Raw genomic sequence first — 17,804 nt, 5'->3', positions numbered from 1 at the left:
CAGTTTCCGGCGCAGTCGCGCTGAGATGGGGCAACGCATACTTGACCCCCGGAGGACCCGATGAAGCTGACGTCAGCCCTCATACTCATGTTTCTTGCCGCGCCGGCAATTGCCCAAGAGACGGACCATAGCGGCCATGGAGCCACGGCCACGAACGATGCGCCATCGACGCAGGAATACATCGTCGCGATGGACCGGATGCATGACGACATGGGTGCAGTCAAATACACGGGCAATGCTGACGTAGACTTCATCGCAGGCATGATCCCGCACCATCAGGGCGCGGTCGACATGGCGAAGGTTGTCCTTCAACACGGGACCGACCCCGATGTCCGGGCGCTTGCCGAGCAGGTCATCGCCACGCAAGAGGCCGAGATTGCCTGGATGACGGACTGGCTCTCCAAGCACGGGCAATAATCTAAAATACCTTGCGGTAGAACACGCGCATGAAGCCTTCATGCGCGCCCCGTGCGACCTCGGTATAGCCGAGCGCGGCATAGAGGTGCTGCGCGCCTGACATGGCGGCATTGGTGTAGAGCTCGACCGCCGCCAGTCCGCTTGCATGGGCCAACCGCTCGCAATGGGCAACCAGCAGTCGGCCGAGGCCGCGCCCCTGCGCCGACGGCAAGGCCGCCAGCACGTCGAGGTGCATGATGCCGTCGGCGGCGTGGCAGGCCATCACGGCCTCCCCCTCTCCCACGACCCAGACCTCGCCCTGCGCAATCATCGTGGCATAGTCGTCGTCCATCGGTGCCGGGCGGCGACCGATGCCTGCGACGAACGGCTCAAAGGCTGCGACGACACAGGCCTGCACGGCATCCAGATCAAGGCCGCGGGCCAGACGCGGGGTCATGCCCCCGCGGCCTCGGCCACCGCCCGCGCGGCTGCATCGAGCGCACCCGGCCCGTGCGGAATGCCAAGCGCGACCATCCCGGCCTGCATCGCAGCAAGCGCGCCCAATGTCATATGCGCGTTCACATGCCCCATATGCGCCACGCGCAGGCTGCCATCGGCGCCGGGGTCCTCGGCTGTCTGCATGCCAAGGCCGATGCCCAGGGTGACCCCTGCCTTCGCCTCAAGCCAACTGCGCAGTCGGGTGGCCGATGGTGCGGGGCCAACGCGGGCGGCAGTGACGGAATGTCCACGCGCGGCGGGGTCGGCCACGTTCAGCGCAATCTGGGGATTGCCCTGCCCCCATGCGTCAAAGGCCGCCCAAACCGCCCGCGCCAGCCCGGCGTGCCGGGCCCAGACAGCCTCGACCCCTTCATCGAAAATCATGTTCAGGCTTTCGCGCAGACCGAAAAGATGATGCGTCGGTGCGGTTCCATGCCAAAGCTGCCAGAACTCGGTCGCATCGAAGCGTGTGGTCCAGTTCCAGTAGGGCGTCCGCAGATCAGCCTCGCGGCAGCGCTCCACCGCGCGGTCCGATGCCCAGACAAGGCCAAGCCCCGGCGGAACCATCAGCCCCTTCTGGCTTGCCCCGACGATCAGATCGACACCCCAGTCATCCATCCGCATCTCGTCGCAACCCATCGAGGCAATGCAGTCCACTGCCAGCAGCGCCGGGTGGCCCGCCGCATCGATGGCCCGGCGCAAAGCGGGGATGTCGTTCTTGACCGAGGTCGCTGTATCGACATGGGTGACCAGCACCGCCTTGATCGAATGGTCGCTATCCGCGCGCAATGCGGACTCAAGCCTGTCGGGGTCCGCCGGAGAATTGCGCCCGAAGTCCAGCAACTCGGCCCTAATCCCCTGCGCAATGGCCGAGGCATGCCAGCCATGGCCGAACTGCCCGGTCGCAAGCACCAGCGCCCTGTCCCCGCGGGAAAAGAGGTTCGAGTTCGCCGCCTCCCACGCGCCGTGGCCATTCGCGATCCAGATACCGACATGGCCTGATGATCCCGCAAGCCGGCGCAGATCGGGCCAGATCGTTTCCACCATATCCGGCAGCGCGCCAGCATAGATGTTGGGCGCCGCCCGGTGCATCGCCGCCAGCACCCGGTCCGGTGTAACCGAAGGGCCGGGAATGGCAAGGTAGGGGCGACCGTTGGCAAGGGTCATCGCGGGCTCCATCTGATCTCGCCCCATGGCTAAGGCCGCCCCTTGCCGTGGTCAATGCCTGCCCACGCTCTGCCATGGTCACCGGGCAGACTGCCAGACACCGCGCCCGCTTGCCCCTGCCCCGCATGCAAGCTATCCCAAGGGACACACAGACCGGAGCCCGCGTTGTCCGCAAAATCCGACCGAGACCCGCGCTACACTTCTGGCCGCCTGTTTGGCCGGTTGTGGCGCGGCTATCTGAGCCGGCATACGCCACTGATGGCGCTGGCCTTTCTGTTGATGGTGATCGAGGGATCGACCCTCGGCGCGCTCTCTTGGCTGCTTGAGCCGCTCTTCGACCGCGTCTTCGCGCCGGGCGGATCGGCCGAACTGCCACTGGTCGGGGCTGCGATCCTCGGTCTGTTCCTGATCCGGGCCGTCACCTCGATTGCCTCGAAGACACTGCTGACCACGATTTCGCAGAAAAGCGCGACGGCGATGCAGGTCGATCTGCTGTCGCATGTTCTGACACTGGAGAGCCGGTTCTTTCAGGAGAACCCGCCCGGCGCGCTGATGGAGCGCGTGGTGGGCGATACCGGCGCGGTACAGGGGGTCTGGACCTCTCTCATCACGGGCGCAGGGCGCGACTTCATCGCTCTGATCTCGCTCTTCATCGTCGCGCTGACGATTGACGTGCGCTGGACCTTTGCCGCCCTGATTGGCGCGCCCTTGCTGATTGCGCCGGCCATGCTGATCCAGAAATACATCCGCAAGAAAACGATGCAGAGCCGCCATCAGGCAAGCCTGCGCAGCGTGCGGCTGGACGAGATCTTCCACGGCATTCAGGCCATCAAGCTGAACCGGATGGAAGACTATCAGACCGACCGCTTCCGCCGGATCGTGGGCCAGATCGTACGGGCCGAGGTCAAGAGCGCTTCCAGCCGTGCCACCATTCCCGCGCTTATCGACGTGATCACCGGCATCGGCTTTTTCACCGTGCTGATGCTGGGCGGGGCAGAAATCGCTGAAGGCAAGCGCACCACGGGTGAGTTCATGTCCTTCTTCACCGCCATGGCGCTGACCTTCCAGCCCATCCGCAGGCTGGGCGATCAGGCGGGCGTGTGGCAGGTGGCATCCGCCTCGCTGGAGCGGATCTTCCGCCTGTTCGACACGGCGGCCCCCACCCGCCTTGCGGCGGGCAGCGGCACCATCCCCGCAGCCCCGCCCGAAGTAAGGCTGGCGGACGTGCGCTTCAGCTATGGCGATGCGCCAGTGCTGAATGGACTGAGCTTCACCGCCGAGGCGGGCCGAATGACCGCGCTCGTCGGCGCCTCGGGTGCAGGCAAGTCGACCGTGTTCCACCTGCTGACCGGCATGGCCGAGGCAGAGGCGGGTCAGATCACGCTTGGTGATACTGATATCTCCACGCTGACCCTGCCCGACCTGCGCAGCCAGTTCGCCGTGGTGTCCCAGGACGCGATGCTGTTTGACGAAACCATCCGCGAGAACGTGACGCTTGGGCGTGAGCTGCCGGACGACCGGCTGCAAGGTGCGCTTGACGCCGCGCATGTCAGCGATTTTCTGAAGAATCTGCCCGCAGGGGTCGACAGCCGGGCCGGCCCGCGCGGATCGGCCCTGTCCGGTGGGCAGCGTCAGCGCGTGGCGATTGCCCGTGCGCTGGTCGCAGGCGCGCCGATCCTGCTGCTGGATGAGGCGACATCGGCGCTCGATGCGGCGTCCGAGGCGGTCGTGTCCGAGGCGCTGTCGCGACTTGGTGCCGGGCGCACGACGCTGGTCATCGCGCATCGCCTTGCGACCGTGCGCGACGCCGACAAGATCGTCGTGATGGATCACGGCCGCGTTGTCGAGGAAGGCACCCATGACAGCCTGCTTGCAAAGGGCGGGCTTTATGCCGATCTCTATCGCCTGCAATTCAAGGAATAGGGCCATGACCGCCTCCCGCCGCCTCGTGACGCTGACCGGCGCAGATGCACTGACGTTCCTGCAGGGCCTCGTGTCCAATGACGTGCGGCAGTTGGACAAGCCTGGCATCGTCTATGCCGCCCTGCTGACGCCGCAAGGCAAGTATCTGGCCGATTTCTTTGTGGTGAACACGGGTAAGTCGCTGCTGCTTGACCTGCCCGAGGGGCTGGCGGATACCACGCTGCGCCGTCTGTCCATGTATCGGCTGCGTGCGGATGTGCAGATGGCGCCTGCCGCGCTTGCGGTCACGCGGGGCACGGGCGCGCCACCCGAAGGCGCCCTGCCCGACCCGCGCCACCCGGCGCTTGGCTGGAGGCACTATGGCGCCCCCCTGCCCGAGGCTGATGTCGACTGGGACGCCATCCGCGTTGAGCACATGATCCCCGAAACAGGCATTGAGCTGATCCCTGACGAGACCTTCATCCTCGAGGCGGGGTTCGAGGCGCTGAACGGCGTCGATTTCCGCAAGGGCTGCTACGTGGGCCAGGAAGTCACGGCGCGGATGAAGCACAAGACCGAGCTGCGCAAGGGTCTGACGCGGCTACGGATCGAAGGGGCCGCACCGGTCGGGACGCCCATCCTGATGGAGGACGGGCGCGAGGCGGGCACGCTTTACACGCAGTCGGGGGGCCGAGCGCTGGCCCATATGCGTTTTGAACGGATGGAAGCCCCCCTCACCGCAGGCGAGGCCCGCCTGCGGTCGGAATGACGGCGCTCAGGCGCGCTCGGAATATTCCATGAGGTCGGTGTTGATGATGATGACCTCATCCACCCCGATGAAGGGCGGCACCATGACGCGCACGCCATTTTCCAGAACCGCGGGCTTGTAGCTTTTCGTCGCGGTCTGACCGTTCATGACGGGCTCAGCCTCCACAACCCGGCAACGCACCTTCTGCGGGATCTGCACGCTGAGTGCCTCGTCACCGTAGTACTGCACCGTGGCGGTCATGCCATCCTGCAGGAAGGGGCGACGATCGCCCAGAAGCTCGGCGTCCACCTCGGCCTGTTCAAAGGTCTCAGCATCCATGAACACCAGCCGACCATCGGTTTCATAGAGAAACTGCTGGTCCTTGTTTTCCAGCCGCACCTCCTCGACCTTGTCCTCTGACCGGAACCGTTCATTCAGCTTGCGGCCGTCGCGCAGGTTCTTCAGTTCGACCTGGGCAAAGGCACCGCCCTTGCCGGGTTTCACATGCGAGACCTTCACGCTGGCCCAAAGCCCGCCGTCATGTTCGATGATGGTGCCGGGACGGATTTCGTTCCCACTGATCTTTGCCATTTGGTCAAACCTTATAGAAATCTTGATTTCTTGCGGCCTGCACCTATATGTCGTCAGCAAACCGGCTGGCCCGCGACTATATAATGTATGTTCCGAAGGCAAGTCATGCGCCTGATGCATGCCAATTATGCAAAAGGTGGAATACCGAATCGACACTAAATCGTCATATTCACCGAGCCCCACGAGACGCAAGAGCAATAACAGGATAGGCCATGGCAGACTTCATCGACAGCACCGCATTCAACTACGAGCAGGGTCAACGGGCCCGCAAGCTTTTTGCTGCCGTCGTTCTGGCCGCCCTCGATGACGCCATTGCCGACGACAAGAAGTATGGCAACGGCCCCGAACAGATCGCACGCTGGGCGCGTTCGCGTGACGGGCGCGAGGTTCTGTCCTGCGCCGGCATCGATCCGAACGAGCGCGTCGTGAAGGGCCTGATGGATTTCGTCGCCAAGGGCGTGCGTACCTCGGTCGCGCTGTCGCGCGAAGAGAGCGAGCGCCGCCACGCAGCCGAGCTTGAGGCGGAAGCCGCCTGATCCCTTCGGAAGCAGCATAGGAAAAGCGCGCCGTTAGGCGCGCTTTTTGTTTCAGTGCTGAATGTCGGGTGCGTTACTGAACGTCGCGCGCAATCAGCATGCGCTGGATCTCAGTCCTGACGAGTTTGCGCACGGCGCGGGTGATGCGCTCGCCCAAGGCGCCCTGCAGTTCATCACGGATGATGTCGCGCACCACTTCGCGCAGCGCTTCTTCATCAAAGTCATCGGCATCGCCGGGGGCAAAGACGCGCGGAACTTCGTTCATCGCACGGGCCGTCAGATGCTCTTCAACATCGGCTGCAAGCTCTTCCTCGGCCGCGTCGAGCGATGACACCTCAGCCTCGGGCTGCAACTCTGCAGCATCAAGAGGGTCGGTAGATCGCTCTGGCTCCTCTACCAAGGGTGCGGGCGGCACCGAAGCCTCGGCAAAGGTCTCGGCGGCCTCTGTTGCCTCTTCCACCACCGGCTCCGGGCTAGGGCCAGTCGCATCCTTTCGCGGCTCTGCCCAGGCTCCATCGCGCCACGCCGCTTGCAGGCGACGCTCATGCGCAAGAACAAAGGGCACAACCTCTGCCAGCGGTGCCTGTCTTGGCTCGTCGTCAGGCTCAGTGGAGCTTCCCTCGGACCAGTCGGTATCGGTGAATGGCGCCTCAGCCTCCCAGTCGTCCCCGTCGACGCGCGCACCGAGTTGCGAAACAACATGGCCCAACGAAGGGGGCGGAGCCTCGACAGCCGCAATATCCGACTTGCCAAGGACCATCGGCCCGGCGGTCGTATCATGCACCCGCAGGGCCGGCGTCAGAACCAGTTTGCCAAGGCCCGTGTCGGCGCCAACTGCGGCCGGGCGTTGCGCAGGGATTGGGGGTCGAAGGTCTTCGGACACCAGCCTTCGTATGGATGCCAGAACATCCTCGATTTCAACCGATGTCATTGGCTCGCTCATGCCGCACCTCACTCAACCATGACGACAGAGTAACGCCAGCGCCCCCGCCGCGCAAGTCAGAGGCGCTTTGATCTTCGGCAAAACGCATGAGTTGCAATGGGTTGGGTCCGAATTGGAAACAATCCGATCTCAGTTCTTGCCCAATGCCTTCAGAACGCGGTCCAACTGCTCGCCCTGCCACGATCCGATCGGCGCTTTTTTCACCGCATTGTAGTAGCCGGTCACATCATAGGTCGGAATACCAAGGTTCAGATCCTCGGCCGTCAGGCGCCCCATCGTCGCGAGAATCTGGTAAACGCGGAAGTAACGCTCAGCTTCAGACTGCGCGCGGGCCGCACGGGCGTCGAGCACGTCCTGCTCGGCGTCAAGTACATCAAGCGTCGTGCGCGCACCCAGCTTTGCTTCTTCGCGCAAGCCCTCGAAGGCAAGGCGGGCGGCGACGATCTGTGCCTCGTTCGCTGCGATCTGGACAGAGCTGACCTCTAGCTGAGCCCAGGCCGCACCAACATCTTCTTCCAACTGCAGCACGGTTTCGTGCAGCAATGCGCGCTGCGCTTCGCGGTTCATCTGCGCCTGACGCTTTTGCGAGGACAAGAGCCCGCCAGAGTAGATGACCTGGCTCATGCTGACGCCGACGGAGCGGGCGTTATAGTCGACCGTATCGCCCGCACCTGAACTGGTTCCAAGCGAGCCCTGCGCGCTGATGGTCGGGCGCATGTTCGCCTCGGCCAGCGCGATGTTCAGGTCGGCGGCGCTGACCAGATGCTGCTGCCGGATGACAGCCGGGTTCTCGCGATGTGCGATATCGATCGCGCCCTGCACGGTCGAGGGCAGCTTTGGCGAACGTGGCGGCGGCGCGAGCGTGCCGGGGTAGCGGCCAACGGCCGCACGGAACGCCTCACGCGCAACGCGCACGTCACCTTCGGCAGCCGCAACATCTGCATTCGCACCGGCCAGCTTCGACTCGGCCAAGGATACATCGGTGCGCGTGACCTCACCCACCTCGAAACGGTCGCGGGTTGCGCGCAGTTCCTCGCCGATCACCGAGACATAGTTCTGGCGGAATCCAAGGATCTCTTGCGTCAGACGGTAGGTGACATAGGCGCGGACCGCCTCAAGCAACACCTGCTGCTCCACGCTAAGCAGCGCAGCGCGGGTGGCAAGCACGGTTTCCTTGGCCAGATCGATGCTGGTCCGCGTCCGTCCAAAATCGTAGAGCACCATCTCAAGCGCCAGATCCAGCGTCGTCTGCTCTACCGTCGAACGGCGACCGACAACGGCCGAGGTTGGCGACTCATCCAGCAACGTTCGCCGGTTCAGATAGTTCGCAGCAAACGAGATCACAGGCCGCAACCGCGAGACCGCCTGCGCCACATCTTCATCCGCAGCCGCGAGCAGCGCTCGGTTCTGTTCCAGAAGGTTCGAATTGCGATAGGCATCGACAAGCGCGTCGGAAAGGGTTTCCGCCTGCACCGGCATCGCCATTGCCATCGTTGCGACGGCTGCCGTCGCTGTCAGAATACGCCTCAGTCCAGACATCGCCTGCTCCTGGTGATATGCCTGTGCAGGGTTCTTGCCTCGCCCTGCATCAGGCCCGATGATTTTTCTGGCGCTATTGTCGCCCGGGTCGGCAGCTTGCGCCGCCGGCCCCAGTAGATTGGTCACAAGGCAAAGGCCTTGCGCATCTCGAACCCCGGCAGAACCGGTGCCGAGGCGTTAAACACCTGCCGCCAGGTTATACGTCCGTCGATCTTGTATCCGACGCGGGCGACACCAAGATTTCCTTCCATGAAGAGTGCGCCGATGCGGCCGCCCTCTTTCAGTTGTGCAACCAGGCTATCGGGGATCACCTCGGCAGCGCCTTGCAGCACGATCACGTCATAAGGACCGGCCTTCGGCGCTCCGTCGGCCAGCTTGCCCTGGCTCACAGCGGCATTGTCCACACCCTGGGAAGAGAGCGCGCGCTGAGCCTCGGTCGCCAGTGCCTCGTCTTCCTCGACGGAAACAACGGCCTCTGCCATGCGGGCAATGATCGCCGAGGAGTAGCCAAGGCCACATCCGATATCCAGAACCGTCTCGCCCCCCTGAATATCCAGCGCGTCAAGAAGCTTGGCGAGTGTGCGCGGATCAAGAACGACACGACCGCCACCCAGTGTGACATGCTCGCCCGCATAGGCGGCTTCGCGCATTTGGGCGGGAACAAAGGCCTCACGCGGGACAGAGAGCATCGCCGCAATGATGGGATACTTCGTCACATCCGAGGGGCGGACCTGCGTGTCCACCATCATCGTGCGCCGCGTTGCGAAATCGGTCATTGCAAGCTCGTCCGTTCGATTTTCGTCCACAGTGTCTTGCCACAGAACGCCGCCAACGGCAACACGACATCACCGCATTCCGCCCGCCTTCAGGTTGCGCTTTGGCATTGATATCACAGCCTTGCCTCCCTCGCGCAATGGCCCAAGTGGTTGACGTAAGGGCGCGCGCGCGGTTTCATCTGCCGATGACCGACCGTATCACCATCTGGCACAACCCATCCTGTTCGACCTCGCGCAAGGCATTGGAAGCGATCCGCGCCGCGGGCCATGAGCCTGAGGTGATCCGGTATCTAGATGCCGGTTGGACAGCCGAAGGGCTGGGCGCCTTGCTGGCAGAGGCGGGTCTTGCCCCGTCTGCGGCCTTGCGTCGCAAGGGCGATCTTGCGCGCGATCTCGGTCTGTTGGGCCCGGAGGTGGCCGAAGACACAATCCTGCAAGCCATGCTGAAACACCCAACGCTTGTTGAGCGCCCTTTCGTGCGAACGCCGCGCGGAACGGTACTTGCGCGCCCGCTGGATCGGTTGATCGGACTGCTGGCACGCAGTTAGGGCAGCGGGCTTACGCCGATGACCGGAAGGTGCAGGTGCAAGAGACCGGCCCAGATCACAATCGCAATCACGGGGCGCGACCAACCGGGACGGTAACTGCGCCAATTGCCCCCAAAGGGCAGGTTTGACGTCGCCGAGGCGCGGGTCACCCAGACATCCGCCCCCCATTTTCGCCGCAGCCTGCCATCGATCATCGCCATGCCGACCGCCGCATAGAGCGCAAAGAGCCCGAACAGGATCACATGCGCCAGATCGCCGTTCACCAACATGTGAACCAGCGACCAGATGAGCAGCGCCCAGAGAAGCGGGTGGCGAACGACGCCCGCAATCCCCGGTCGCGCCGGATCAAACCCCTCTGCCCGCCCGCCGAAACTGAGCGGGTTGGGTGCGCCGACCGACAGGCAGATCAGCAGCATAACCAGCGGCATCACCAGATTGATCAACCAGCGCATCCATATCTGCTGATCCCAGATGGAAACAAACGGTGCCCGCCCTGCCGCTGCGATCACCCACCACAGCAGCAGAAGCGAGATCACGCCAAAGACCGCGCCGTAGCCACCGCGCCCCAGGCGTGACACCAGCGCGCCCTTGATACCGCTCAGCGCAGGAACCGCATGGCTGGCCATGAAGACCAGCAACGCCACCACGAATTCAAGCCAGTCCATCGCGCACTCCATGTTGCGGCCGAGGCTAGCTTGCGGGCCGGTACTGGACAAGGCGGGCCGTCGCCCTATCCTGTCGGGCATGACACAATGCCGCGCCCTGATCATCGCCCATGGCTCACCCGCCGATCCGGTCCCGCAGGAATGCTGGATGCAGGCGCTTGCCGCGCGCGTGCGGATGTGGCTTCCCGGCTGGGAAGTGCGCGGCACGACGCTCGCCTTGCCCGGCGCGCTGGAGGGCGCCGTCAAGGGCATGCCGGATGCTTTGATCTACCCGTTTTTCATGGCCGAAGGCTGGTTCACCCGCAGCCAGTTGCCAAAGCGACTGCGCGCGGCGGGGATCGACCAGCCCTTGCAGCTTCCTGCATTTGGCCACGATCCCGGCATGGAAGGGCTCTTGCGCGATGTGGCGACGGAGGCTGCGCACGAGCTTGGGCTGCCCGATGACGCGTCGCTGATCCTTGCCGCCCATGGCAGTCAGGTCTCGCCCGCCTCGAGCCAGATCACCGAAGAGATGGCCCAGATGCTGCGCCGTGACACCGGCTTCAAGGTCACGACCGGTTATGTAGAGCAAGAGCCCTTTCTGGAAGATGTTGCGCGACAGACGAAAGGGCCAGCCTTCTGCCTGCCGTTCTTCGCCACCCGCGCCGGTCATGTGTCTGAGGATCTGCCCCAGGCGTTGAAGGCTGCGGGATTCACCGGCCCGCTGCTGCCAGCAATTGGCGAGCATCCTGACTGCGCCCGCCTGATCGCCAATACGCTGCTCCGGCATCGCCAGCGTGCTGCCGCCTGACGCCGCGGCGTTTCACTTCATCGGGCGAAAGGCCTTGCAGATCTCAGGGTCCGTTTCGATCCGGGCAGCCCCCATCAAATCAAGGCAATAGGGCACGGCGGGAAAGACAGCATCCAGACAGGTTCCGATGGCCGATGGCTTGCCCGGTAGGGTGATGATCAGGCACCTGCCCCGCGTGCCCGCCCCTTGCCGCGACAGGATCGCGGTCGGCACCTCACGCAGGCTGACCGCCCGCATCAGCTCACCAAAGCCCGGAAAATGGCGCTCGACCACATCATCCATGGCCTCCGGCGTCAGATCACGGGGCGATGGGCCGGTCCCCCCCGTGGCGAGGATCAGGTCAGCGCCCTTTGTATCTGCCCAGTGGCGAAAAGCGTCTGCAACGCTCTCGCGCCCGTCCGGCACGATCTGGCGTAGGATTTCGACGTCCGAGACGATGGCACGACGGAGCCAAGCCTCGATCGCCGGGCCGCCCTTGTCTTCATAGACGCCAGCCGACGCGCGGTCGGATACGGTCAAGACAGCAATTCTTGCGGTCATGCGCGCTCTACCATCGCCGCGCGCGCCCAGTTCATCAACTCGGTCGCGGGAACCGGGGCCGCAAGATCGCCCGCAAAGTCGAGAAATGCCTGCCGATTCATACTGTTCATACCGATCAGTACCGGCACGCCTTCGGCTGCGACATCGGCAACCATCTGGCGGAATCCACGCCCCTCGGCCTCATGCTTGCCGAACTTGTTCACGATCAGGATACGCGCGCCCGGCAAGCGCTGTGCGACCTCGGCCACCGCCATCTCAAGCGCGCCGGCGTCAAGTCGGCAACCCGTCGAGCCGACGCCAAGGTTCTGGCTAATCCGCACAACCGGCCCATCCGGCAGAACCTTCACGTCCATGTCGCAGTGATGATCGTCGTCACAGGCGATGTTGTGCTGCACTGCCCCGGCGACGGCCACACCTTCGGCCATCAGCCGCGCCGCAACATCTGCCAGCAGGCGATCCGTCTCGCCGCGGGCATCGGAATAGACATAGCCGATCTGCATGGGCCCCCTCGCATTCTGGGTACAGGATGGACCGAACCGGTGCCAACGGCAAGCACCGGCCAAAGACCGGCAGCACGCCGCCCCTTCCCTTATCGGAGAGGGGCGGCTGCAGCGTCAGCCCGCCAAGGCGATCAGGTCACGCGCAAAGAGGCTGAGCTCGACTTGCGTGCCAATTGTGGGGGGCGGGGCGTCGGCACGGTTGAAGGTATCAAGCGCGACCCGCGCCCCTGCTGCTTCCGCCGTCAGCCGGATGACACTGCCCAGAAACTCGACCTCGGTCACGGTTGCGGGCAGCACGATGTCGGCCCCCGGCGACCGCCCAAGGCTGATGGCCTCGGGCCGTGCGGCAAAGTCACCCTGCCCCACGCTGACCCCACCGATACGGCCATCGGCGTCGGCGCGGAAGACATTGAGCTGCCCCACGAAATTCGCAACAAACCGCGTGGTCGGGCGATTGTAGATCTCAAACGGGGTGCCGACCTGATCGGCAATGCCGCCATTCATCACAACAATCCGGTCAGAGATCGAGAGCGCCTCTTCCTGATCATGGGTGACGAAGATCGTGGTGATGCCCAACTCGCGCTGGATGGCGCGGATTTCCGTGCGGAGTGAGACCCGCACCTTGGCATCGAGCGCAGACAGCGGCTCGTCCAGAAGCAGAACCTGCGGCTTCGGCGCCAGGGCACGCGCCAGCGCCACGCGCTGCTGCTGACCGCCCGAAAGCTGAAACGGATAACGCCCGCCCAGATCAGGAAGCCCGATCAGCGACAGCATCTCGGTGACCCTCGCGTTGATCTGGTCCCGTGGCACGCCCTTGATTTTCAGGCCGAAGCCCACATTCTCGGCCACCGTCAGGTTCGGGAACAGCGCGTAGGCCTGAAACACCATGCCGATGTTGCGCTGGTTGGGGCGGCGACCGACCATGTCGGTACCACCGATGCGGATCGCACCCGACGAGGGTGTTTCAAAACCCGCAACCATGCGCAGCACGGTGGTCTTGCCACAGCCCGAGGGACCAAGCAGCGAGATAAACTCGCCCTTCTCGATCCCGAGGGTAAAATCCTTGACGACCCGGTTCGCGCCGAAGCTTTTTTCAAGGTGAGAGATATCGAGAAAGCTCATCGCGCGGCCTTCGTATGTTTGGAGAAACGGGTCACAAGTTGGATAAGCCCCATGCAGGCCCAGGTGATGCCAAAGGCGATCACCGAAAGTGCGAAGGGCTCATAGGGTTTGTTGGCCCCGATGCGTTGCAGATAAGGCCCGAAGGCCGGCCGATCGAGCAGCGCGGCAAGGGTAAACTCGCCGATGACGATGGCAAAGGTGAGGAAGGCCCCAGACAGTACGGCCGGAACCACGTTGGGCAGGATCACGCGGCCAAGGATCGAAATCCATCCAGCACCCAGAACCTGCGCCGCCTCGGTCAGCGTTCCGACGTCGATGGTGCGAAGGCCGGTGTCAACGGCGCGATACATATATGGCAGCGCCAGAACCGTGTAGCCCATCGCAAGCAGGAAGTTGGTGCCCATGACAGAGCCTGTCAGCGGAAGCCAGCTTGAAGTGTTGTAGAGCCGGATATAACCGAAAACGATGACGATGGCCGGAATGACCAGCGGCAGCAGCGTGATGAATTCGACATAGGGCCGCGCCCAGGGCATTTTCAGCCGCACCCAGAAGGCGGTGGGAACAACGATCAGTACACCCACGACAATGGTGACCAGCGCCATCAGCACCGAATAGCCGAATGTCGCCTGAAACTCGGGGTCGGCGAGGACTTTGGCGTAGGCATCAAAGGAATAGACCCCACGCCGCGCCCGAAGCGAAAACTCGAACAGACCAGCCAGTGGCAGGATGAAGTACAGCAGGCCAAAGATCAGCGCGGCCCAGCCGGCAATGCGTGCCCAGATGTTCATTTCAGCCACCGCTCTGCGCGGATGCGCAGCCAGATATAGACTACATTGGCGATGGCCGTGACCACGATCATGCCAAACGCCATGGCATAGCCAAGGTTCGGGTTGCCCAGCACGTCACCGCGGATTTGCGCAAACAGCTGGATTGGCACGATGTTCAGCGCCGAGCCCGTCAACGCAATCGCGGTTGCAACAGCGCCAAAGGCATTGGCGAACAACAGCGCAAAGGTACCGAGCAGCGAGGGAAACAGAATGGGCAGCGCGATCATCCGCCAGTACTGCGTGGCCGTCGCGCCCAGAACCTCAGCCGCTTCGCGCCATTCACGGCGCAAGCCTTCCAGCGCCGGTATGATGATCAGGATCATCAGCGGGATCTGGAAAAAGAGGTAGGTGATCGTCAGGCCCCAGAAGGACAGGATGTTGAATCCCAGATCGCGTGCCAGCACGATGCCAAAGTTGTTGCGAAGGAAGACGGTGATCAGCCCCACCGGTCCGAACGTCGCAAGAAACGCGAAGGCCAGCGGCACGCCGGCAAAGTTGGAGGCAACGCCCGAAAAGGTCGTCAACGGCGCCTTGATCCAGCGCGGCACGGCGCCAAAGGTCACCGCCGCAGCCATTGCAAAGCCGATCAGACAGCCAAGTGCTGCCGAAGCGGCCGAAATCTTGACCGAGATCCAGTAGCTTGACGGGATCGTGCCTGTATTCAGGTCGCGGATATTCTGTAGCGTGAAGGCCCCTGAGCGGTCCTGAAATGCGCCGATCACGATATGGACCGTCGGCAGGATCAGGAAAAGCGTGACGAAGATCATGAAGGGCAGAAGCCCCAGCCATGTCAGGGGTGGGCGCCGGAATTGCGGCATGGAACTCATGCGGGGCTGTCCCTGTCGTTGTTCTGATTGCGAACCCCGGCCCGGGGCGCAACTGGCCCGGGCCGGGGTCGATGAGGTGCTTAAACGTTACTGGACGTTGGCGCCGACGACGGCGTCCCAGCCACCGGTGACGGCGGCCTTGTTGGCGTCCACTTCCTCAAGCGTCGGGAAGTAGGCGGCCTCATAGGAGGCGGCCGGCGGCAGAGCATCGATCAGCTCTTGCGGAACTTTGCCGGCTGCGACCATGGCGTTGAAGCGCGCCGGGTGGCAGTAGCCTTTCAGCCAGAGGTTCTGGCCTTCATCGCTGTAGAGGTATTCCATCCACAGTTTCGCGGCATTCGGGTGCGGCGCATAGGCCGAGATACCCTGAACGTAGACGCCTGCCAGAACGCCGGTCTTCGGCACGACGATCTCGACCGGCGGGTTACCCGCCAGCTCGTCCTTCCATGCCAGCGCGTTATAGTCCCATGCGATCGCGATCGGGGTCGCACCTTGCGCGATGGTGCCGGCCTTGGCGATGACGGGGACAAAGTTGCCAGCCTTGTTCAGCTCGGCAAAGTACTCAAGCCCTGCCTTGCCGGCCGCCTCGCCCGCAGCGGCACCTTTCGACAGGCCAGCCGCCAGAACACCGAGAATCGCCTGGTTCGAGGCGCGCGGGTCGCCCGCCAGAGCAACCTGACCAGCATATTCCGGCTTCAGAAGGTCGGCCCAGTCAGCGGGCGTATTCGCGACCAGGTCCTTGTTCACGATGAAGGACATCACGCCATAGTAGTCGCCGTACCAGTAACCTTCAGCATCCTTGATGCTTTCGGGGATCTCGTCCCAGGTCGAGACCTTGTAGGGCTGCAGCAGGCCTTCAGCCTTCATGGTCGGACCGAAGGCAAGACCAACGTCCACAACGTCAGGCGCTTGCGGCCCTTTGTTGTCCTTGTTGGCCTTGATGGCCTCAACCTCGTCGGCCGAGCCCGCGTCGGGGTTCAGTTCGTTGACCTGAATTTCGGGATACTTGGCCTTGAAGCCGGCGATCACGTCGCCATAGCCACACCAGCTATGCGGCAGGGCGATGGTCGTCAGCATGCCTTCGGCCTTGGCTGCGGCCTCGATCTCGGCCAGTGACTGGGCCGACACCATGCCTGTGGTTGCCATGAGCGCGGACAGCGTCACGGCGAAGGTGGTCTTCGTCAGTTTCATCGTCTTCTCCCTTGGGCCTTGGGCCCCGTTGGTCACCCGGGCGTCTTATTCTTGTCGTGTGACAGTTTCGTGCATTTGCCCTGATGGGTCGATCTAAACGCGGATTTTTGCGCTGCGCAACGATTGCGTCATGCTTCTGTTACAATTTCTTCATGCGCGCCCAATCCGAACAAGGATTTTCTGCGAAAATGCGAACAGGCGCCCCTTGGGCGCCTGTTTCAACGTTCGTAATTTTTCGATTCGGCGCGAATCACGCCTCCTGCCAGAGACCTTCCTCACGGACCTGCTTGTAAGCCTCGTCGAGCGAAAGCCGCGCCCGCGCGACAAGGATATCGATCTCTTCGGGCGTGATCACCAGCGGCGGAGAGATGATCATACGCTCATAGACATGGCGCATGATCAGGTTGTTCTTGAAGCACCGCTCGCGCGTCATGTAGCCGATCCGGCCCGGTTTGGCGGCGAACTTCGACCGCTTCTCCTTGTTCGGGGTCAACTGAAGGCTGCCCATCAGACCAACGAGGCTGGTCTCACCCACCATCGGGTGATCACCAAGCGCATGCCAGCGCTCTGCGAGATAAGGATGGGCCACGTCGCGCACATGCTCGACGATTCCCTCTTCCTCGATGATGCGCAGGTTTTCCAGCGCGACAGCAGCGGCAACCGGGTGGCCCGAATAGGTATAGCCGTGGTTGAAATCGTCCTCGGCATTGCCAATCACATGGGCGACCTCGTCGCAGACGATCGAAGCGCCGATCGGCTGATAGCCCGAGGAGAGGCCCTTGGCGACCGTCATGATATGGGGACGGATGTTGAAGGTCTGGCTGCCGAACCAGTTGCCGGTGCGGCCAAAGCCGGTGATGACCTCGTCCACGATCAGAAGGATGCCGTACTTGTCGCAGATGCGCTGGATTTCCGGCCAGTAGGTGGTGGGCGGAACGATCACCCCACCTGCGCCCTGAACAGGCTCAGCGATAAAGGCCGCAACCTTGTCGACGCCCAATTCGAGGATCTTCTCCTCAAGCTCGCGGGCGCGGAGCAGGCCGAAGTCCTCGGGCGTCATGTCGCCGCCCTCTGCCCACCAGTTCGGCTGACCGATGTGCTCGATCCCGTCGATCTTGCCACCAGCCGCGTGGATATAGGGCATCCCCCCCAACGAGCCACCGCCCATGGTCGAGCCATGGTAGCCGTTCTTGCGGGCGATGATCACCCGCTTTTCCGGCTGGCCCTTGATGTCCCAATAGCGACGAACCAGACGGATGTTGGTGTCGTTCGCCTCGGAGCCCGAACCGGCAAAGAACACATGGTTCAAATCGCCGGGCGCAAGCTCGGCAAGCTTGGCCGCCAGCGCGATCGCCGGCACATGGGTCGTCATGAAGAAGGTGTTATAGTAGCTCAGCTCGTTGATCTGGCGCGCTGCCGCTTCGGCCAGCTCGTGCCGGCCGTAGCCGACATTGACGCACCAGAGACCCGCCATCCCGTCAAGGATGCGGTTGCCCTCGCTGTCTTTCAGCCAGATGCCCTCGGCGCCGGTGATGACGCGCACACCGCGCTTGGCCAACTGCCCGTCCGACGTGAACGGGTGCATGTGGTGCGCCGCATCCAGCGCCTGAAGCTCTGCCGTCGGCAGGTGGTTGGTGATCTTGTTCATCTTGGCCTCATGTCACGACTGGTGGAACCCGACGCGGATTCGACACCCTT

The 17,804-nt window shown here is 63.3% G+C and carries 20 protein-coding genes; 6 read left to right on the top strand and 14 right to left on the bottom strand.

The features are described 5' to 3' along the window. Positions 1–60: 60 nt before the first annotated feature. Positions 61–417 (top strand): CopM family metallochaperone, encoded by a 357-nt coding sequence (copM, locus tag FQU74_RS06130; protein ID WP_146285524.1) that lies wholly within the window; start codon positions 61–63, stop codon positions 415–417. Between the two features lies 1 nt (position 418). Here copM and FQU74_RS06125 read toward each other — a convergent pair whose 3' ends face one another. Then, positions 419–853 (bottom strand): GNAT family N-acetyltransferase, encoded by a 435-nt coding sequence (locus FQU74_RS06125; protein WP_146285523.1) that lies wholly within the window; start codon positions 851–853, stop codon positions 419–421. After that, entirely contained in the window at positions 850–2,061 is a 1,212-nt protein-coding gene (locus tag FQU74_RS06120) for a pyridoxal-phosphate-dependent aminotransferase family protein (protein ID WP_146285522.1), read from the bottom strand. Before FQU74_RS06120 ends, FQU74_RS06125 begins: the two co-directional genes overlap by 4 nt. Positions 2,062–2,319: 258 nt before the next feature. On the opposite strand from FQU74_RS06120, the gene FQU74_RS06115 reads away from it, so the two are divergent. Then, positions 2,320–3,984 carry an ABC transporter ATP-binding protein gene (locus FQU74_RS06115; protein WP_229704350.1) on the top strand — a complete coding sequence of 555 codons (1,665 nt, stop codon included), beginning with the start codon at positions 2,320–2,322 and terminating at the stop codon, positions 3,982–3,984. 4 nt (positions 3,985–3,988) lie between these two features. After that, positions 3,989–4,732, top strand: coding sequence for a CAF17-like 4Fe-4S cluster assembly/insertion protein YgfZ (ygfZ, locus tag FQU74_RS06110; RefSeq protein ID WP_146285520.1), 744 nt, complete (start codon positions 3,989–3,991; stop codon positions 4,730–4,732). Positions 4,733–4,738: 6 nt separating this feature from the next. On the opposite strand, the gene efp is transcribed toward ygfZ, so the two are convergent. After that, the gene (efp, locus tag FQU74_RS06105) at positions 4,739–5,302 is read right to left on the bottom strand and encodes an elongation factor P (RefSeq protein WP_146285519.1); all 564 of its coding nucleotides are present in this window, start codon (positions 5,300–5,302) and stop codon (positions 4,739–4,741) included. Between the two features lie 212 nt (positions 5,303–5,514). Between efp and FQU74_RS06100 the strand changes: the two genes are divergently transcribed. Further along, positions 5,515–5,838: a DUF6280 family protein gene (locus FQU74_RS06100; protein WP_146285518.1), complete on the top strand. Its 324-nt coding sequence runs from the start codon at positions 5,515–5,517 to the stop codon at positions 5,836–5,838. Positions 5,839–5,911: 73 nt separating this feature from the next. On the opposite strand, the gene FQU74_RS06095 is transcribed toward FQU74_RS06100, so the two are convergent. From FQU74_RS06095 to FQU74_RS06085, 3 genes are all read right to left on the bottom strand, one after another. Then, complete coding sequence (locus FQU74_RS06095) at positions 5,912–6,781, bottom strand: flagellar biosynthesis protein FlhF (protein WP_146285517.1); 870 nt, start codon at positions 6,779–6,781, stop codon at positions 5,912–5,914. A 129-nt stretch (positions 6,782–6,910) separates the two neighbouring features. Beyond that, entirely contained in the window at positions 6,911–8,320 is a 1,410-nt protein-coding gene (locus tag FQU74_RS06090) for a TolC family outer membrane protein (protein WP_229704310.1), read from the bottom strand. A 122-nt stretch (positions 8,321–8,442) separates the two neighbouring features. Next, the gene (locus FQU74_RS06085; protein ID WP_146285516.1) at positions 8,443–9,096 is read right to left on the bottom strand and encodes a protein-L-isoaspartate O-methyltransferase family protein; all 654 of its coding nucleotides are present in this window, start codon (positions 9,094–9,096) and stop codon (positions 8,443–8,445) included. Between the two features lie 137 nt (positions 9,097–9,233). Here FQU74_RS06085 and arsC point away from each other — a divergent pair, with 137 nt between their 5' ends. Continuing rightward, the gene (gene arsC, locus FQU74_RS06080) at positions 9,234–9,644 is read left to right on the top strand and encodes an arsenate reductase (glutaredoxin) (RefSeq protein ID WP_241659870.1); all 411 of its coding nucleotides are present in this window, start codon (positions 9,234–9,236) and stop codon (positions 9,642–9,644) included. Here the strand turns inward: arsC and FQU74_RS06075 are convergent. After that, on the bottom strand, positions 9,641–10,309 hold the full coding sequence (locus FQU74_RS06075; protein ID WP_146285514.1) for an NnrU family protein: 669 nt from the start codon (positions 10,307–10,309) through the stop codon (positions 9,641–9,643). The genes arsC and FQU74_RS06075 overlap by 4 nt on opposite strands. A 79-nt stretch (positions 10,310–10,388) precedes the next feature. On the opposite strand from FQU74_RS06075, the gene FQU74_RS06070 reads away from it, so the two are divergent. Next, on the top strand, positions 10,389–11,099 hold the full coding sequence (locus tag FQU74_RS06070; RefSeq protein ID WP_146286224.1) for a sirohydrochlorin chelatase: 711 nt from the start codon (positions 10,389–10,391) through the stop codon (positions 11,097–11,099). Positions 11,100–11,111: 12 nt separating this feature from the next. On the opposite strand, the gene mog is transcribed toward FQU74_RS06070, so the two are convergent. The 7 genes from mog to FQU74_RS06035 all read right to left on the bottom strand — a co-directional run bounded on the left by mog (position 11,112) and on the right by FQU74_RS06035 (position 17,754). After that, entirely contained in the window at positions 11,112–11,639 is a 528-nt protein-coding gene (gene mog / locus FQU74_RS06065; protein WP_146285513.1) for a molybdopterin adenylyltransferase, read from the bottom strand. Continuing rightward, positions 11,636–12,139 (bottom strand): DUF2478 domain-containing protein, encoded by a 504-nt coding sequence (locus FQU74_RS06060; RefSeq protein ID WP_146285512.1) that lies wholly within the window; start codon positions 12,137–12,139, stop codon positions 11,636–11,638. The genes mog and FQU74_RS06060 overlap by 4 nt, the downstream gene beginning before the upstream one ends. 114 nt (positions 12,140–12,253) lie before the next feature. Next, a complete protein-coding gene (locus FQU74_RS06055) occupies positions 12,254–13,261 on the bottom strand; it encodes an ABC transporter ATP-binding protein (RefSeq protein WP_146285511.1) in 1,008 nt (335 codons plus the stop codon). Continuing rightward, positions 13,258–14,049, bottom strand: coding sequence for an ABC transporter permease (locus FQU74_RS06050; RefSeq protein WP_146285510.1), 792 nt, complete (start codon positions 14,047–14,049; stop codon positions 13,258–13,260). Before FQU74_RS06050 ends, FQU74_RS06055 begins: the two co-directional genes overlap by 4 nt. Continuing rightward, on the bottom strand, positions 14,046–14,915 hold the full coding sequence (locus tag FQU74_RS06045) for an ABC transporter permease (protein WP_146285509.1): 870 nt from the start codon (positions 14,913–14,915) through the stop codon (positions 14,046–14,048). Before FQU74_RS06045 ends, FQU74_RS06050 begins: the two co-directional genes overlap by 4 nt. A gap of 87 nt (positions 14,916–15,002) precedes the next feature. Continuing rightward, entirely contained in the window at positions 15,003–16,106 is a 1,104-nt protein-coding gene (locus tag FQU74_RS06040) for an ABC transporter substrate-binding protein (RefSeq protein ID WP_146285508.1), read from the bottom strand. Positions 16,107–16,356: 250 nt separating this feature from the next. Continuing rightward, entirely contained in the window at positions 16,357–17,754 is a 1,398-nt protein-coding gene (locus FQU74_RS06035) for an aspartate aminotransferase family protein (protein ID WP_146285507.1), read from the bottom strand. Positions 17,755–17,804: the final 50 nt, after the last annotated feature.

The organism is Gemmobacter aquaticus (assembly GCF_007859075.1).
Lineage (GTDB): Bacteria > Pseudomonadota > Alphaproteobacteria > Rhodobacterales > Rhodobacteraceae > Gemmobacter > Gemmobacter aquaticus.
The sequence above is the reverse complement of the archived record's forward strand: the minus strand, read 5'-3'. Positions and strand labels throughout refer to the sequence as shown.

Bases quoted from the DNA above. Each gene is read 5' to 3' on its own strand.
- FQU74_RS06100 (WP_146285518.1), top strand. From the start codon at position 5,515: ATGGCAGACTTCATCGACAGCACCGCATTCAACTACGAGCAGGGTCAA.
- FQU74_RS06035 (WP_146285507.1), bottom strand. From the start codon at position 17,754: ATGAACAAGATCACCAACCACCTGCCGACGGCAGAGCTTCAGGCGCTG.
- FQU74_RS06055 (WP_146285511.1), bottom strand. From the start codon at position 13,261: ATGAGCTTTCTCGATATCTCTCACCTTGAAAAAAGCTTCGGCGCGAAC.
- FQU74_RS06045 (WP_146285509.1), bottom strand. From the start codon at position 14,915: ATGAGTTCCATGCCGCAATTCCGGCGCCCACCCCTGACATGGCTGGGG.
- mog (WP_146285513.1), bottom strand. From the start codon at position 11,639: ATGACCGCAAGAATTGCTGTCTTGACCGTATCCGACCGCGCGTCGGCT.
- FQU74_RS06095 (WP_146285517.1), bottom strand. From the start codon at position 6,781: ATGAGCGAGCCAATGACATCGGTTGAAATCGAGGATGTTCTGGCATCC.
- FQU74_RS06070 (WP_146286224.1), top strand. From the start codon at position 10,389: ATGACACAATGCCGCGCCCTGATCATCGCCCATGGCTCACCCGCCGAT.
- FQU74_RS06050 (WP_146285510.1), bottom strand. From the start codon at position 14,049: ATGAACATCTGGGCACGCATTGCCGGCTGGGCCGCGCTGATCTTTGGC.
- FQU74_RS06085 (WP_146285516.1), bottom strand. From the start codon at position 9,096: ATGACCGATTTCGCAACGCGGCGCACGATGATGGTGGACACGCAGGTC.
- FQU74_RS06090 (WP_229704310.1), bottom strand. From the start codon at position 8,320: ATGTCTGGACTGAGGCGTATTCTGACAGCGACGGCAGCCGTCGCAACG.
- FQU74_RS06115 (WP_229704350.1), top strand. From the start codon at position 2,320: ATGGCGCTGGCCTTTCTGTTGATGGTGATCGAGGGATCGACCCTCGGC.
- ygfZ (WP_146285520.1), top strand. From the start codon at position 3,989: ATGACCGCCTCCCGCCGCCTCGTGACGCTGACCGGCGCAGATGCACTG.
- efp (WP_146285519.1), bottom strand. From the start codon at position 5,302: ATGGCAAAGATCAGTGGGAACGAAATCCGTCCCGGCACCATCATCGAA.
- FQU74_RS06125 (WP_146285523.1), bottom strand. From the start codon at position 853: ATGACCCCGCGTCTGGCCCGCGGCCTTGATCTGGATGCCGTGCAGGCC.
- FQU74_RS06075 (WP_146285514.1), bottom strand. From the start codon at position 10,309: ATGGACTGGCTTGAATTCGTGGTGGCGTTGCTGGTCTTCATGGCCAGC.
- FQU74_RS06040 (WP_146285508.1), bottom strand. From the start codon at position 16,106: ATGAAACTGACGAAGACCACCTTCGCCGTGACGCTGTCCGCGCTCATG.
- arsC (WP_241659870.1), top strand. From the start codon at position 9,234: ATGGCCCAAGTGGTTGACGTAAGGGCGCGCGCGCGGTTTCATCTGCCG.
- copM (WP_146285524.1), top strand. From the start codon at position 61: ATGAAGCTGACGTCAGCCCTCATACTCATGTTTCTTGCCGCGCCGGCA.
- FQU74_RS06120 (WP_146285522.1), bottom strand. From the start codon at position 2,061: ATGACCCTTGCCAACGGTCGCCCCTACCTTGCCATTCCCGGCCCTTCG.
- FQU74_RS06060 (WP_146285512.1), bottom strand. From the start codon at position 12,139: ATGCAGATCGGCTATGTCTATTCCGATGCCCGCGGCGAGACGGATCGC.